The organism is Citrobacter sp. XT1-2-2 (genome assembly GCF_023516235.1).
In the GTDB taxonomy this organism is placed as follows: Bacteria; Pseudomonadota; Gammaproteobacteria; order Enterobacterales; family Enterobacteriaceae; genus Citrobacter; species Citrobacter werkmanii.
This window is the reverse complement of sequence record NZ_CP097324.1, coordinates 4,040,711-4,055,426: the sequence shown is the minus strand read 5'-3', so window position 1 is coordinate 4,055,426 and position 14,716 is coordinate 4,040,711. Positions and strand designations below refer to the sequence as shown.

Sequence of the window (14,716 nt, the reverse complement as noted above, 5' to 3'; positions counted from 1 at the left end):
GACAATAAAATTTTACTTTTTCCTTAAACTTAAATCTGGAACTTAGCGCTATAAAACGACTCTGACGTATACAGCAATTTTGCGTTACCTGTTAATCGAGAACGAAACACATGAAAAAAACCACATTAGCAATGAGTGCACTGGCTCTGAGTTTAGGTTTGGCGTTGTCCCCCTTGTCTGCAACAGCGGCTGAAACGGCGTCTTCAGCAACGACCGCCCAACAGATGCCAAGCCTGGCCCCGATGCTTGAAAAAGTGATGCCATCGGTGGTGAGTATTAACGTCGAGGGGAGCACGACGGTGAATACGCCGCGCATGCCGCGTAATTTCCAGCAGTTCTTCGGTGATAATTCCCCGTTCTGCCAGGACGGTTCTCCGTTCCAGAGTTCACCGTTCTGCCAGGGCGGCGCACCGGGCGCTGACAACGGCGGCGGCCAGCAGCAAAAATTTATGGCGCTGGGCTCTGGCGTAATTATTGATGCTGCGAAAGGGTATGTTGTGACCAACAACCACGTGGTGGATAACGCCACGGTAATTAAGGTTCAACTAAGCGATGGTCGTAAATTTGACGCGAAGATCGTGGGTAAAGATCCGCGCTCCGATATCGCGTTGATCCAGATCCAGGATCCGAAAAACCTGACGGCAATTAAGCTGGCGGATTCCGACGCGCTGCGCGTGGGTGATTACACCGTGGCAATTGGCAACCCGTTTGGCCTCGGTGAGACCGTGACCTCCGGTATCGTTTCTGCGCTGGGTCGTAGCGGCCTGAATGCGGAAAACTACGAGAACTTTATCCAGACGGATGCTGCGATCAACCGGGGCAACTCCGGTGGCGCACTGGTCAACCTGAACGGTGAGCTGATCGGGATTAACACCGCGATCCTCGCGCCGGACGGCGGTAATATCGGGATCGGTTTTGCAATCCCAAGCAACATGGTGAAAAACCTGACCTCGCAGATGGTTGAGTTCGGCCAGGTTAAACGTGGCGAGCTGGGCATCATGGGTACCGAGCTGAGCTCTGAGCTGGCGAAAGCGATGAAAGTTGACGCCCAGCGTGGCGCATTCGTCAGCCAGGTCATGCCGAACTCTTCCGCAGCGAAAGCGGGTATTAAAGCCGGGGATGTGATTACCTCCCTGAACGGTAAACCTATCAGCAGCTTTGCCGCACTGCGTGCGCAGGTGGGAACTATGCCGGTAGGCAGCAAAATTAACCTTGGCCTGCTGCGCGACGGTAAGCCTGTTACTGTGAATCTGGAACTGCAGCAGAGCAGCCAGACCCAGGTTGATTCCAGCTCTATCTTCAAAGGCATTGAAGGTGCCGATATGAGCAACAAGGGCCAGGACAAAGGGGTCGTGGTAAGCGACGTGAAACCGAATTCTCCGGCTGCACAGATTGGCCTGAAGAAAGGGGATGTGATTATCGGTGCTAACCAGCAACCGGTGAAAAATATCGCCGAACTGCGCAAAATTCTCGACAGCAAACCCGCTGTACTGGCGCTGAACATTCAGCGTGGCGACAGCTCCATCTATCTGTTGATGCAGTAATCTCCCTCAACCCCTTCCTGCACAGGAAGGGGTTTCTTTTTGTGATACCTCCCACAACTCCATACTTCTCTCTTCCGCTTTGTGCATTTGCACAATGTTGTCGCTTGTTATCTTCCTTATGCTTGAGCTCTGCTCACAGGAGGGTTTATGGCTGGCTGGCATCTTGATACCAAAATGGCGCAGGATATCGTGGCGCGTACCATGCGCATCATTGATACCAATATCAACGTAATGGATGCCCGTGGGCGGATAATCGGCAGCGGCGATCGCGAACGAATTGGTGAATTGCACGAAGGCGCGCTGCTGGTGCTTTCTCAGGGGCGGGTGGTCGATATTGACGATGCGGTTGCACGGCATTTACACGGTGTGCGACAGGGGATCAATCTGCCGCTGCGTCTTGACGGCGAAATCGTTGGCGTTATCGGTCTTACCGGCGAACCGGAACATCTGCGCAAATACGGCGAATTGGTATGCATGACCGCCGAAATGATGCTGGAACAGTCGCGTCTGATGCATCTTTTAGCCCAGGACAGCCGTCTGCGCGAAGAATTGGTGATGAACCTGATTCAGGCGGAAGAAAATACCCCAGCGCTAATGGAATGGGCGCAGCGTTTAGGCATCGATTTGAACCAGCCGCGCGTGGTAGCGGTAGTCGAAGTCGACAGCGGTCAGCTTGGTGTTGACAGCGCGATGGCTGAACTACAGCAATTACAGAATGCGTTGACCACGCCAGAGCGTAATAATCTGATTGCGATTGTTTCCCTGACTGAGATGGTGGTGCTGAAACCCGCGCTCAATCAGTTTGGCCGCTGGGATGCCGAAGATCATCGCAAGCGCGTTGAACAGCTCATTGCCCGGATGAAAGAGAACGGACAGCTGCGTTTTCGCGTCTCGCTCGGCAACTATTTTACCGGACCTGGCAGCATTGCCCGTTCGTATCGTACGGCGCGTACCACCATGATGGTCGGTAAGCAGCGGATGCCGGAAAGCCGAAGCTATTTCTATCAGGATCTGATGCTGCCGGTACTGCTGGACAGCCTGCGCGGCGGCTGGCAGGCCAATGAGCTGGCGCGTCCGTTGGTACGGTTAAAAGCAATGGATAACAACGGATTGCTGCGTCGGACATTAGCGGCATGGTTTCGGCATAACGTTCAGCCGCTGGCGACCTCAAAAGCCTTGTTTATTCATCGCAATACGCTGGAGTATCGCCTGAATCGTATTTCAGAACTGACCGGGCTGGATTTGGGGAATTTTGACGACAGGCTGCTGCTGTATGTGGCATTGCAGTTAGATGAGCAGCATTGATTGCCTGATGGTGCGACGCTTATCAGGCAAAATGCCGGGTGGCGGCTTCGCCTTACCCGGCCTACGAATACATCCACTCGCGGTTATTTACGCGTCAGTTTTTCCAGATCGGCTTCAATTTCGCTGATCTTGTTGGTCACGACGCTTTCCAGATGACGTAAATCATCGAGGATCTTACGTTTAAGATCGACTTCGCTGCGATCGCGCTGGCAGATCTGATCCAGTTCATCGATCACATAGCGCAGGTTGGGGCTGATCTCCTGCACTTCTTTATAACCCTGGCCGACGCCATCGGCGACAACCGTTTTACGCTGGCGGGGATATTTGAACTTCACGCTCTTGGCAAAAAACTCGCCTTTATCCTTCTGGAAATAGATTTTCAGGATATCGTTGTTGGCTTCTTGCCGCAGGCTGTAACGATCGATCTCTTCAGGATTAGTAATGCCCAGACTTTTCAGATTGTCATACATAGCGGTACCCTTAAGCTCACTATAACCATTGAATAATTAACGAAAAGCCTTGTTTACGCCACTCGCAGATGTAAAAAAAGCGGGCTAAGCCCGCTTTTTCAAATTGCTGTTAGTCGATGGTGCGTAACAGTTCGTTGATTCCCACTTTGCCACGCGTTTTGGCATCAACCTTCTTCACTATCACCGCGCAGTACAGGCTGTATTTGCCATCTTTCGACGGCAGGTTGCCGGAGACGACAACGGAGCCCGCCGGAACGCGGCCATAATGTACTTCGCCCGTTTCGCGATCGTAAATACGGGTGCTCTGGCCGATGTACACGCCCATGGAGATAACGGAGCCTTCTTCGACGATCACACCTTCTACGACTTCAGAACGCGCGCCGATGAAGCAGTTGTCTTCAATGATGGTCGGGTTAGCCTGTAACGGCTCCAGTACGCCGCCAATGCCAACGCCGCCGGACAAGTGTACGTTTTTACCGATTTGCGCACAGGACCCGACTGTCGCCCAGGTATCAACCATCGTACCTTCATCAACATAAGCGCCGATGTTCACGTAAGACGGCATCAGTACGGTGTTACGGGCGATAAACGCGCCCTGACGTACTGCCGCAGGCGGCACCACGCGGAAACCTTCTTTCTGAAAACGCGCTTCGTCATAGTCGGCGAATTTCATCGGTACTTTATCGAAGTAACGGCTTTCCGCACCATCGATAACCTGATTATCGTTAATACGAAAAGAGAGCAGGACCGCTTTTTTCAGCCACTGATGCGTGATCCACTGACCCTCAATCTTTTCTGCGACGCGCAGAGCACCGGAATCCAGTAAAGAAATAACCTGATTCACCGCTTCGCGGGTTACGGTATCCACATTTGCCGGAGTAATGTCGGCACGGCGCTCGAAAGCGGATTCAATAACGTTCTGTAACTGCTGCATTGTTAAACTCTTTCCATAATAAATAAAAACATCACCCTTTATCGTTTGGATTGAGGGCCTCTGTCAACCGTTGATGCACTTCCTGCTGCAGCTCATTATTAAGGGCGCGCCGGTCGGCGGTGGCGATTATGAATAAATCTTCTACTCGCTCGCCAATTGTTGTAATTCGGGCGCCATGCAGCGAAATTCCCAGATCGGCAAAAATCTGCCCGACCCGCGCCAGCAGTCCTGGCTGGTCGAGAGCGATAAGCTCGAGGAATGATTTTCGATCGGTATGGGTCGGCAGAAAAGTCACTTCGGTATCGACGGTAAAATGGCGTAATTTTGCCGGCTGGCGACGCGGTTGCGGCGGTTGCCAGCTACGCTGAGTGATCGCCTGTTCCAGCCCAAAACGGATCGCTTCGTGTCGGTCTGACGACAGCGGGCTACCGTCCGGCTCCAGCACAATGAATGTATCCATCGCCATTCCATCGCGGGTGGTGAAAATCTGCGCATCGTGGACGCTCAGATTACGCCGATCCAGCTCGGCGCAAACGGCGGCAAACAGATACGGGCGATCCGGACTCCAGATAAAGATTTCCGTTCCTCCACGCGTTGCCTGTGGGCTAAGCAGAATGAGCGGCTCTTTGAGGTCATGTTGTAAGAGATGACGCGCATGCCAGGCCAGTTGATTTGGACTGTGGCGCACGAAATAGTTTGCCCGACAGCGTGACCAGATATGGTGTAGCGCTTCTTCATCAATGTTATCCATCCGCAATAACGCCAGCGCCTGAAGCTGATGGTGACGCACGCGCTCGCGCATATCCGGCGTGTTTTGCATCCCACGACGTAGCTGTTTTTCCGTGGCAAAGTACAGCTCGCGCAGCAGGCTTTGCTTCCAGCTATTCCACAGCGTTTCGTTGGTGGCGCAAATATCCGCGACGGTCAGGCACACCAAAAAGCGCAGGCGGTGTTCCGTTTGCACTTCTTCGGCGAATTGCTTAATCACTTCGGGATCCTGAATATCGCGACGTTGAGCGGTTACTGACATCAGTAAATGCTGGCGCACCAGCCACACGATCAGCTGTGTTTCGCGGGAGTTCAGGCCGTGCAGTTCGGCGAATTTGAGTACGTCCTGAGCACCGAGAACCGAATGATCGCCACCGCGGCCTTTGGCGATATCATGGAACAAAGCGGCAATCAGAATCAGCTCCGGCTGCCGCAGGCGCGGCCACAGATCCACACACAGCGGATGGCGCTGGCGGGTCTCTTCGTTGGCAAAACTTTCCAGCTTGAGCATCACGCGGATGGTGTGTTCATCTACCGTATAGGCATGAAACAGGTCAAACTGCATTTGGCCGACAATATGCGACCATTGCGGCATATAGGCCCACAATACGCTGTGGCGATGCATCGGCAGCAGGCCGCGGCTCACCGCGCCCGGATGGCGTAACATGCTGAGAAACAGCGAGCGCGCTTCCGGGATGTAGCATAACGGCTGCGTTAAATGACGGCGGGCATGGCGCAGATGGCGCAGCGTGGTGGAGTAAATCCCGCTGATTGCGCTGTTACGCACCATGATGTAAAACATCCGCAATATCGCTTCGGGTTTACGGATAAACAGGTCATCGCTGCGCAGATCAATCAAGGAGCCACGCAGTTGAAAGTCGTCATCAATCGGACGCGGCTTTTCGTCGGCGGGCATAGCGAGGATCGCCTCGTCGAACAGCTGCAACAGCATGTGGTTCAGTTCGCTGACCCGTCGCGTAACGCGGAAATAGTCTTTCATCATCCGCTCGATTGGCTCGTTGCCCTCACCGCCGTAGTTTAGCCGTTGGGCTACGCTGAGCTGACGATCAAACAGCAGGCGGTTATCGTAACGACTCACGATCAGGTGCAGAGCAAAGCGTATGCGCCACAGGATATGCAAGCATTCATTCAGCTCGGCACGCTCCGCCAGCGTCAAAAAACCAAAACCAACCATTTCATCCAGCGACGTGGCGCCAAAATGGCGGCGGGCGACCCATTGTAGAGTGTGGATGTCGCGCAGGCCGCCGGGGCTGCTTTTGATATCGGGTTCCAGATTGTAGCTGGTGCCATGATAACGCTGGTGACGTTGATTTTGCTCTTCCACTTTGGCGGCGTAAAACTTATCGGACGGCCAGAAACCTTCGCTAAAAATATGCTTTTGTAGCTCAAGAAACAGCGCCACGTCGCCAATCAGCAGGCGTGTTTCTATCAGATTGGTGGCGACGGTTAAATCTGATAAACCTTCCAGCAGACACTCTTCCAGCGTACGCACGCTGTGGCCCACTTCCAGCCTCACGTCCCACAACAGCGTTAACAGCTCACCGACTTTTTCGGCCTGCGCGTCAGGGAGCTTTTTACGGCTGAGGATTAACAGGTCGATATCGGAAAGCGGGTGCAGTTCGCCGCGCCCGTAACCCCCAACGGCAACCAGCGCCAGGTCGGCAATTTGGCCAAAACCGGCTTCAATCCACAGGCGCTGTAGCAACTGGTCAATAAATTCGGTACGGGCCTCAATGAGCTGTTCAGCGGAAATTCCGCTGTCGAACGCTTCGCCTAACCAGCGCTGGAACGTGTCGATATGCGCTTTAATGCCGGCGCAGTTGAGATCGTGCTGTGGCCAGGTTCCGGGGTTTTGCGGTTGGCCAGGCAGGGTGGGGAGGGCTGTATTTGCGTGCTGTTCAGGAAGAGTATTCATTATGCGCCACCCATTAAAAAGCCGGATGATGGCGTGAACGCCTTATCCGGCCTACGAAGTAGTACAATTTGTAGGCCTGATAAGATGCGAATGCATCGCCATCAGGCAAAACATTATTCGTCGTGAGTGATGATCGCCGGGATGGTGTCATCCTTGCGTAACGTCAGGATCTCACAGCCGTTTTCCGTCACCACAATAGTATGCTCGTACTGAGCAGACAAGCTGCGGTCTTTGGTTTTCACCGTCCAGCCGTCTTTCATGGTGCGGATGCGGTAATCACCGGCATTCAGCATCGGTTCTACGGTGAAAGTCATGCCCGGCTGTAGTACCACGCCGCCGTCGTCCGCATCGTAGTGCAGAACCTGAGGCTCCTCGTGGAAGCCGCGACCGATACCGTGACCGCAGTATTCACGTACTACAGAGAAGCCTTCGCCTTCCGCGTATTTCTGAATCGCAGCGCCCAACGTGCGCAGGCGAATGCCCGGTTTAACCATCCGCAGCGCCAGATACAGGCTTTCCTGCGTTACACGGCACAGACGTTCGCCCAGAATGGTGGGTTTGCCGACGATAAACATTTTGGAGGTATCGCCGTGGAATTCGTCTTTAATCACGGTCACGTCGATGTTAACGATATCACCATCTTTCAGGTGCTTAGCGTCGTCCGGGATCCCGTGGCACACCACTTCGTTAATCGAGATACACACGGATTTAGGGTAACCGTGGTAGCCCAGGCACGCGGAAATGGCCTGCTGCTCATTAACGATATAGTCGTTACAGATGCGATCCAGTTCGCCGGTGCTGACGCCCGGTTTGATAAACGGTTCGATCATCTCCAGTACTTCCGCCGCCAGACGGCCAGCGACGCGCATTTTTTCGATTTCTTCAGGGGTCTTGATTGAGATAGCCATGAATTCTGTCCATCAGTGCCGATTATTTTCGGCAATAATTGTGTAAGTGCTGACAATGGTATCAGTCAGGGGTGTACCCTGCCAAATTGAGAATCATTCTGAACTTCGCCTTTCGTGCCACAGGTGCGTTGGCTACATTTTTTCACCCCAGTCACTTACTGGCCGTAAGCTCCCGGGGATTCAAAAATTTGCCGCCTGCCTGTAACACGAAATTCATCGTTCAATTCAGCACTGAGTGCCAACAATTATTGGTGTCGGTGGCGTATTTGTGGTATAAAGCGCGCCGGACTTCCGATCCATTCGAAGACTACACACGATGGACGGGAGCGACAAATCTCACTTTGTGTAACAACACACACGTATCGGCACATATTCCGGGGTGCCCTTTGGGGTCGGTAATATGGGATGCGTGGAGGCTTAACCCCAACTTTTATATATAGAGGTTTTTATCATGGCAACTGTTTCCATGCGCGACATGCTCAAGGCTGGTGTTCACTTTGGTCACCAGACCCGTTACTGGAACCCGAAAATGAAGCCGTTCATCTTCGGTGCGCGTAACAAAGTTCACATCATCAACCTTGAGAAAACTGTACCGATGTTCAACGAAGCTCTGGCTGAACTGAACAAGATCTCTGCTCGTAAAGGTAAAATCCTTTTCGTTGGTACTAAACGCGCTGCAAGCGAAGCGGTGAAAGAAGCTGCTAACAGCTGCGACCAGTTCTTCGTGAACCATCGCTGGCTGGGCGGTATGCTGACTAACTGGAAAACCGTTCGTCAGTCCATCAAACGTCTGAAAGATCTGGAAACTCAGTCTCAGGACGGTACTTTCGAAAAGCTGACCAAGAAAGAAGCGCTGATGCGTACTCGTGAGCTTGAGAAACTGGAAAACAGCCTGGGCGGTATCAAAGACATGGGCGGTCTGCCGGACGCTCTGTTCGTAATTGATGCTGACCACGAGCACATTGCTATCAAAGAAGCAAACAACCTGGGTATCCCGGTATTTGCTATCGTTGATACCAACTCTGATCCGGACGGTGTTGACTTCGTTATCCCGGGTAACGACGACGCAATCCGTGCTGTGACCCTGTACCTGGGCGCTGTAGCTACTACCGTTCGTGAAGGCCGTTCTCAGGATCTGGCTTCCCAGGCGGAAGAAAGCTTCGTAGAAGCTGAATAATAAGGCACGCTCGTTCGAGCCCCCTTATAAACCAGGTAGTATCACGTTTGGTTAGGGGCCCTTTAGGCCCCTTTTTCACTTTTAAATCTGTGCGGTTTCATGCCGGGCAGATCAAATCTTCCGAGGATTTTAGAATGGCTGAAATTACCGCATCCCTGGTAAAAGAGCTGCGTGAGCGTACTGGCGCAGGCATGATGGATTGCAAAAAAGCACTGACTGAAGCTAATGGCGACATCGAGCTGGCAATCGAAAACATGCGTAAGTCCGGCGCAATCAAAGCGGCGAAAAAAGCAGGCAACGTTGCTGCTGACGGCGTAATCAAAACCAAAATCGACGGCAACATCGCTTTCATTCTGGAAGTTAACTGCCAGACTGACTTCGTTGCTAAAGATGCTGGTTTCCAGGCATTTGCTGACAAAGTACTGGACGCTGCCGTTGCTGGCAAAATCACTGACGTTGAAGTTCTGAAAGCACAGTTCGAAGAAGAACGTGTTGCGCTGGTTGCTAAAATCGGTGAGAACATCAACATTCGTCGCGTGGCTTCCCTGGAAGGCGAAGTTCTGGGTAACTACCAGCACGGTGCGCGTATCGGTGTTCTGGTTGCTGCTACTGGCGCTGACGAAGAACTGGTTAAACAGCTGGCAATGCACGTTGCTGCAAGCAAACCAGAATTCGTTAAGCCGGAAGACGTTTCTGCTGAAGTGGTAGAGAAAGAATACCAGGTTCAGCTGGACATCGCCATGCAGTCTGGCAAGCCGAAAGAAATCGCAGAGAAAATGGTTGAAGGCCGTATGAAGAAATTCACCGGCGAAGTTTCTCTGACTGGCCAGCCTTTCGTTATGGAACCGAGCAAATCTGTTGGTCAGTTGCTGAAAGAGCACAACGCTGACGTAACTGGTTTCATCCGCTTCGAAGTGGGTGAAGGCATCGAGAAAGTTGAGACTGACTTTGCAGCAGAAGTTGCTGCGATGTCCAAGCAGTCTTAATTTTTAAAGGAGCCGCCTGAGGGCGGCTTCTTTTTGTGTCTGGCTTGTAAATTCAGCGAACCGCTATAGTGGTCATGCTGAAAAGCGACATACAATGTCGCCGGAATTAACTCATCTCATTCGTTGACAGTCTCAGGAAAGAAACATGGCTACCAATGCAAAACCCGTCTACAAACGTATTCTGCTTAAGTTAAGTGGCGAAGCTCTGCAAGGTTCAGAAGGCTTCGGTATTGATGCAAGCATACTTGACCGTATGGCTCAGGAAATCAAAGAGCTGGTTGAGCTGGGTATTCAGGTTGGCGTAGTGATTGGTGGCGGTAACCTGTTCCGTGGTGCTGGTCTGGCGAAAGCAGGGATGAACCGCGTTGTGGGCGACCACATGGGCATGTTAGCCACCGTAATGAACGGTCTGGCGATGCGCGATGCGCTTCACCGCGCCTATGTGAACGCTCGCTTGATGTCCGCCATTCCTCTGAACGGCGTGTGTGATAACTACAGCTGGGCGGAAGCTATCAGCCTGCTGCGTAACAACCGCGTTGTTATTTTGTCTGCGGGTACCGGCAATCCGTTCTTCACTACTGATTCAGCAGCCTGTCTGCGCGGTATTGAAATTGAAGCGGATGTGGTACTGAAAGCTACCAAAGTGGACGGCGTATTTACTGCCGACCCGGCTAAAGATCCTACGGCGACCATGTACGAACAGTTGACCTACACTGAAGTACTGGATAAAGAGCTGAAAGTGATGGATCTGGCGGCGTTCACGCTGGCTCGTGACCACAAATTACCGATTCGTGTCTTTAACATGAACAAACCGGGTGCGTTGCGCCGTGTTGTTATGGGTGAAAAAGAAGGCACGTTAATCACGGAATAATTCCCGTTGCGGCTAAATGCAGGTAATATTCCGCTTTAATGTCGCGGGATACGTCCCTCAAAATTAATCAAGACTATACTTGTCACAGCTTGCGTGGTGGGTGTGGTCTGACTGAAACGAGCTTTCAAGGATTCGTAACGTGATCAACGATATCAGAAAAGATGCTGAAGTACGCATGGACAAATGCGTCGAAGCGTTCAAAAATCAAATCAGCAAAATTCGTACGGGCCGTGCTTCTCCTAGCCTGCTGGATGGTATTGTCGTGGAATATTACGGCACGCCGACTCCGCTGCGCCAGCTGGCAAGCGTAACGGTTGAAGATTCCCGTACCCTGAAAATCAACGTGTTTGACCGTTCCATGGGACCAGCCGTTGAAAAAGCAATTATGGCTTCCGACCTTGGTCTGAATCCAAGTTCAGCGGGTTCCGACATCCGCGTTCCGCTGCCGCCGCTGACCGAAGAGCGTCGTAAAGATCTGACCAAGATCGTGCGTGGCGAAGCTGAAGGCGCGCGTGTTGCCGTACGTAACGTACGCCGCGATGCAAACGACAAAGTGAAAGCGCTGTTGAAAGATAAAGAGATCAGCGAAGACGACGATCGCCGCTCTCAGGACGAAGTACAGAAACTGACTGACGCAGCGATCAAGAAAGTTGATGCGGCGCTGGCAGAGAAAGAAACGGAACTGATGCAGTTCTGATTCATCTGTACGCTAAAAACGCCGCTTAGAAGGCCTGCAAAGGCTGGATGGCGGCGTTTTGCTTTTTTCTGTCTATACCCTATTTTTCTGGATGTCTCATGAAGCAATTAACCATCCTGGGATCAACCGGTTCCATTGGTTGCAGTACGCTGGATGTAGTACGCCATAACCCGGAAAAATTTCGTGTTGCTGCGTTGGTTGCGGGAAAGAATGTTGCCCGTATGGTGGAGCAATGCCTGGAATTTTCTCCTCGCTACGCGGTAATGGACGATGAAAAAAGCGCGGCATTGCTAAAATCGGCTCTGCTGGAGCAGGGTAGCCGCACTGAAGTTATGAGCGGACAGCAGGCTGCCTGTGATATGGCCGCGCTGGATGATGTTGATCAGGTCATGGCGGCGATTGTCGGCGCAGCGGGCCTGCTGCCGACGCTTTCGGCAATCCGCGCGGGCAAAAGCATTTTGCTGGCGAACAAAGAGTCTCTGGTAACCTGCGGACGTCTGTTTATGGACGACGTGAAACGCCACAAAGCGCAGCTTTTGCCGGTAGATAGCGAGCATAACGCGATTTTTCAGAGTTTACCGCAACCGATCCAACTCAATCTGGGATACGCTGACCTTGAGCAAAACGGCGTCGTGTCCGTACTGCTTACCGGGTCTGGTGGCCCTTTCCGTGAAACGCCATTGCGCGATCTGGTTGCTATGACCCCCGATCAGGCATGTCGTCATCCGAATTGGTCGATGGGACGAAAAATCTCTGTCGATTCAGCCACCATGATGAATAAAGGTCTGGAATACATTGAAGCGCGTTGGTTATTCAATGCCAGCGCAAGCCAGATGGAAGTGCTGATTCATCCGCAGTCGGTTATTCATTCGATGGTACGTTATCAGGATGGCAGCGTTCTGGCGCAGTTGGGGGAACCTGACATGCGTACACCTATTGCCCATACGATGGCATGGCCGGAACGTGTGAAGTCTGGCGTTAAGCCTGTCGACTTTTGCCAACTCAGTGCGTTGACGTTTTCCGCACCTGATTATCAGCGCTATCCGTGCCTGAAACTGGCGATGGACGCGTTTGAGCAAGGGCAGGCGGCAACGACCGCACTGAACGCCGCGAATGAAATTACCGTTGCCGCATTTCTGGCGCAGCAGATTCGATTTACCGATATTGCCGATCTTAATTTATCCGTACTGGATAAGATGGATTTGCAGGAGCCGCAGAGCGTTGATGACGTGCTGAAGGTTGATACCATCGCGCGGGAAGTCGCCAGAAAAGAAGTGATGCGACTCTCAAGCTGATGATAATCCCTCTACGGAAGATCGTGCTATTTGTTAGCGTTGGGCTTCAGTGATATAGTCTGCGCCACTCGATCGCGGGTAGTTGCTTTTTTTCGGTCGGGTAAGCCGTGGTTTGACACGGCTTTTTTGTGGATGGGCTTCAGTATTCCTGAGTACCGTAAATCCTTTCAGGGACTAAAAACGCGTTATGTTGTCTGCAACTAAACCATTAAGCGAAAATTTGCCAGCACATGGTTGCCGCCATGTTGCAATCATCATGGATGGCAATGGCCGCTGGGCGAAAAAGCAAGGGAAGATTCGCGCCTTTGGGCATAAGGCCGGAGCAAAATCCGTCCGCCGGGCTGTCTCTTTTGCTGCCAATAACGGTATTGATGCGTTAACGCTGTATGCCTTTAGCAGTGAGAACTGGAACCGACCTGCGCAGGAAGTGAGCGCGTTAATGGAACTGTTTGTGTGGGCGCTTGATAGCGAAGTGAAAAACCTGCACCGCCATAACGTACGTCTGCGTATTATCGGGGATATCAGTCGATTTAACTCACGTTTGCAAGAACGGATTCGCAAATCAGAAGCGCTTACCGCCCAGAATACCGGGTTGACGCTGAATATTGCAGCGAATTACGGTGGACGGTGGGATATTGTCCAGGGAGTGAGGCAACTGGCACAACAGGTGCAGGAAGGTCTGCTGCGCCCAGAGCAAATCGATGAAGAGATGCTTGGGCAGCAAATTTGTATGCATGAACTGGCCCCTGTGGATTTAGTGATAAGGACTGGGGGAGAACATCGAATTAGTAATTTTTTGTTGTGGCAAATTGCCTATGCCGAACTTTACTTTACGGATGTTCTCTGGCCCGATTTCGATGAACAAGACTTTGAAGGTGCGCTGCATGCCTTTGCTAATCGTGAGCGTCGTTTCGGCGGCACCGAGCCCGGTGATGAAAAAGCCTGATGGGGGTCGCTTTTGCTGAAGTATCGCCTGATTTCTGCTTTTGTTTTAATACCCGTTGTCATCGCGGCGTTGTTTTTGCTGCCGCCGGTGGGGTTCGCCATTGTTACGCTGGTTGTCTGTATGTTGGCCGCCTGGGAATGGGGACAGTTAAGCGGTTTTACCACGCGTACACAGCGAGTCTGGCTGGCGGTTTTGTGCGGGCTATTGCTGGCGCTAATGCTATTTTTACTGCCAGAATACCATCGCAATATTCATCAGCCGCTGGTTGAAGTATCGCTATGGGCGTCGCTGGGTTGGTGGATCGTCGCGCTGTTACTGGTACTGTTTTACCCAGGTTCTGCGTCGGTCTGGCGTAATTCCAAAACATTACGCATAATTTTCGGCGTGCTAACCATTGTTCCTTTCTTTTGGGGAATGCTGGCGCTACGGGCATGGCACTATGATGAAAATCATTATAGTGGCGCGCTATGGCTGCTGTATGTCATGATCCTCGTCTGGGGAGCGGACTCTGGCGCGTATATGTTTGGTAAGCTGTTTGGCAAACACAAACTGGCACCGAAGGTTTCTCCTGGTAAAACCTGGCAGGGTTTTATTGGCGGACTCGCCACTGCGGCCGTAATCTCATGGGGTTATGGCATGTGGGCGGATCTTGAAGTTGCGCCTGTCACCTTGCTCATTTGCTCCATCGTTGCAGCCCTGGCCTCCGTGCTGGGTGACCTGACTGAGAGTATGTTTAAGCGTGAAGCAGGTATTAAGGACAGTGGTCACTTAATTCCAGGACACGGCGGTATTCTGGATCGTATTGATAGCCTGACGGCTGCGGTACCGGTCTTTGCCTGCCTGTTGTTACTGGTATTCAGGACGCTCTAACGGATGGTC

13 protein-coding genes are annotated in these 14,716 nt (G+C 52.3%); 9 read left to right on the top strand and 4 right to left on the bottom strand.

Going from position 1 to position 14,716, the window contains the following annotated elements; all coding sequences use genetic code 11:
• Window positions 1–110: 110 nt before the first annotated feature.
• Both degP and cdaR read left to right on the top strand, forming a co-directional pair.
• Window positions 111–1,544, top strand: coding sequence for a serine endoprotease DegP (gene degP / locus M4I31_RS19340; protein ID WP_005132129.1), 1,434 nt, complete (start codon window positions 111–113; stop codon window positions 1,542–1,544).
• Between the two features lie 147 nt (window positions 1,545–1,691).
• Window positions 1,692–2,849 (top strand): DNA-binding transcriptional regulator CdaR, encoded by a 1,158-nt coding sequence (gene cdaR / locus M4I31_RS19335; protein ID WP_038637395.1) that lies wholly within the window; start codon window positions 1,692–1,694, stop codon window positions 2,847–2,849.
• Between the two features lie 83 nt (window positions 2,850–2,932).
• Here cdaR and M4I31_RS19330 read toward each other — a convergent pair whose 3' ends face one another.
• From M4I31_RS19330 to map, 4 genes are all read right to left on the bottom strand, one after another.
• Window positions 2,933–3,319 (bottom strand): DUF3461 family protein, encoded by a 387-nt coding sequence (locus M4I31_RS19330; protein ID WP_003018562.1) that lies wholly within the window; start codon window positions 3,317–3,319, stop codon window positions 2,933–2,935.
• A 109-nt stretch (window positions 3,320–3,428) separates the two neighbouring features.
• Window positions 3,429–4,253 (bottom strand): 2,3,4,5-tetrahydropyridine-2,6-dicarboxylate N-succinyltransferase, encoded by an 825-nt coding sequence (gene dapD / locus M4I31_RS19325; RefSeq protein ID WP_085048278.1) that lies wholly within the window; start codon window positions 4,251–4,253, stop codon window positions 3,429–3,431.
• Between the two features lie 31 nt (window positions 4,254–4,284).
• Window positions 4,285–6,957 (bottom strand): bifunctional uridylyltransferase/uridylyl-removing protein GlnD, encoded by a 2,673-nt coding sequence (glnD, locus tag M4I31_RS19320; protein ID WP_085048277.1) that lies wholly within the window; start codon window positions 6,955–6,957, stop codon window positions 4,285–4,287.
• Between the two features lie 113 nt (window positions 6,958–7,070).
• The gene (gene map, locus M4I31_RS19315) at window positions 7,071–7,865 is read right to left on the bottom strand and encodes a type I methionyl aminopeptidase (RefSeq protein ID WP_038637400.1); all 795 of its coding nucleotides are present in this window, start codon (window positions 7,863–7,865) and stop codon (window positions 7,071–7,073) included.
• Between the two features lie 451 nt (window positions 7,866–8,316).
• Here map and rpsB point away from each other — a divergent pair, with 451 nt between their 5' ends.
• The 7 genes from rpsB (at window position 8,317) to cdsA (ending at window position 14,707) form a co-directional block, all read left to right on the top strand.
• Window positions 8,317–9,042 (top strand): 30S ribosomal protein S2, encoded by a 726-nt coding sequence (gene rpsB, locus M4I31_RS19310; RefSeq protein ID WP_003018553.1) that lies wholly within the window; start codon window positions 8,317–8,319, stop codon window positions 9,040–9,042.
• Window positions 9,043–9,176: 134 nt separating this feature from the next.
• Entirely contained in the window at window positions 9,177–10,028 is an 852-nt protein-coding gene (gene tsf, locus M4I31_RS19305) for a translation elongation factor Ts (protein ID WP_003018551.1), read from the top strand.
• Window positions 10,029–10,173: 145 nt separating this feature from the next.
• On the top strand, window positions 10,174–10,899 hold the full coding sequence (pyrH, locus tag M4I31_RS19300; protein WP_003018549.1) for a UMP kinase: 726 nt from the start codon (window positions 10,174–10,176) through the stop codon (window positions 10,897–10,899).
• Window positions 10,900–11,038: 139 nt separating this feature from the next.
• Window positions 11,039–11,596, top strand: a complete 558-nt coding sequence (gene frr / locus M4I31_RS19295; protein ID WP_006686783.1) for a ribosome recycling factor — start codon at window positions 11,039–11,041, stop codon at window positions 11,594–11,596.
• A 98-nt stretch (window positions 11,597–11,694) separates the two neighbouring features.
• Window positions 11,695–12,891 carry a 1-deoxy-D-xylulose-5-phosphate reductoisomerase gene (gene ispC / locus M4I31_RS19290; RefSeq protein WP_085048276.1) on the top strand — a complete coding sequence of 399 codons (1,197 nt, stop codon included), beginning with the start codon at window positions 11,695–11,697 and terminating at the stop codon, window positions 12,889–12,891.
• 187 nt (window positions 12,892–13,078) lie between these two features.
• Complete coding sequence (gene ispU, locus M4I31_RS19285) at window positions 13,079–13,837, top strand: (2E,6E)-farnesyl-diphosphate-specific ditrans,polycis-undecaprenyl-diphosphate synthase (protein WP_032940405.1); 759 nt, start codon at window positions 13,079–13,081, stop codon at window positions 13,835–13,837.
• 12 nt (window positions 13,838–13,849) lie between these two features.
• Window positions 13,850–14,707, top strand: coding sequence for a phosphatidate cytidylyltransferase (gene cdsA, locus M4I31_RS19280; protein WP_085048275.1), 858 nt, complete (start codon window positions 13,850–13,852; stop codon window positions 14,705–14,707).
• The last annotated feature ends 9 nt before the right edge of the window (window positions 14,708–14,716 follow it).

What these genes read in the sequence shown, in the direction of transcription:
- degP (WP_005132129.1), top strand. Translation starts at nt 111, where the DNA reads ATGAAAAAAACCACATTAGCAATGAGTGCACTGGCTCTGAGTTTAGGT.
- cdaR (WP_038637395.1), top strand. Translation starts at nt 1,692, where the DNA reads ATGGCTGGCTGGCATCTTGATACCAAAATGGCGCAGGATATCGTGGCG.
- M4I31_RS19330 (WP_003018562.1), bottom strand. Translation starts at nt 3,319, where the DNA reads ATGTATGACAATCTGAAAAGTCTGGGCATTACTAATCCTGAAGAGATC.
- dapD (WP_085048278.1), bottom strand. Translation starts at nt 4,253, where the DNA reads ATGCAGCAGTTACAGAACGTTATTGAATCCGCTTTCGAGCGCCGTGCC.
- glnD (WP_085048277.1), bottom strand. Translation starts at nt 6,957, where the DNA reads ATGAATACTCTTCCTGAACAGCACGCAAATACAGCCCTCCCCACCCTG.
- map (WP_038637400.1), bottom strand. Translation starts at nt 7,865, where the DNA reads ATGGCTATCTCAATCAAGACCCCTGAAGAAATCGAAAAAATGCGCGTC.
- rpsB (WP_003018553.1), top strand. Translation starts at nt 8,317, where the DNA reads ATGGCAACTGTTTCCATGCGCGACATGCTCAAGGCTGGTGTTCACTTT.
- tsf (WP_003018551.1), top strand. Translation starts at nt 9,177, where the DNA reads ATGGCTGAAATTACCGCATCCCTGGTAAAAGAGCTGCGTGAGCGTACT.
- pyrH (WP_003018549.1), top strand. Translation starts at nt 10,174, where the DNA reads ATGGCTACCAATGCAAAACCCGTCTACAAACGTATTCTGCTTAAGTTA.
- ispC (WP_085048276.1), top strand. Translation starts at nt 11,695, where the DNA reads ATGAAGCAATTAACCATCCTGGGATCAACCGGTTCCATTGGTTGCAGT.
- ispU (WP_032940405.1), top strand. Translation starts at nt 13,079, where the DNA reads ATGTTGTCTGCAACTAAACCATTAAGCGAAAATTTGCCAGCACATGGT.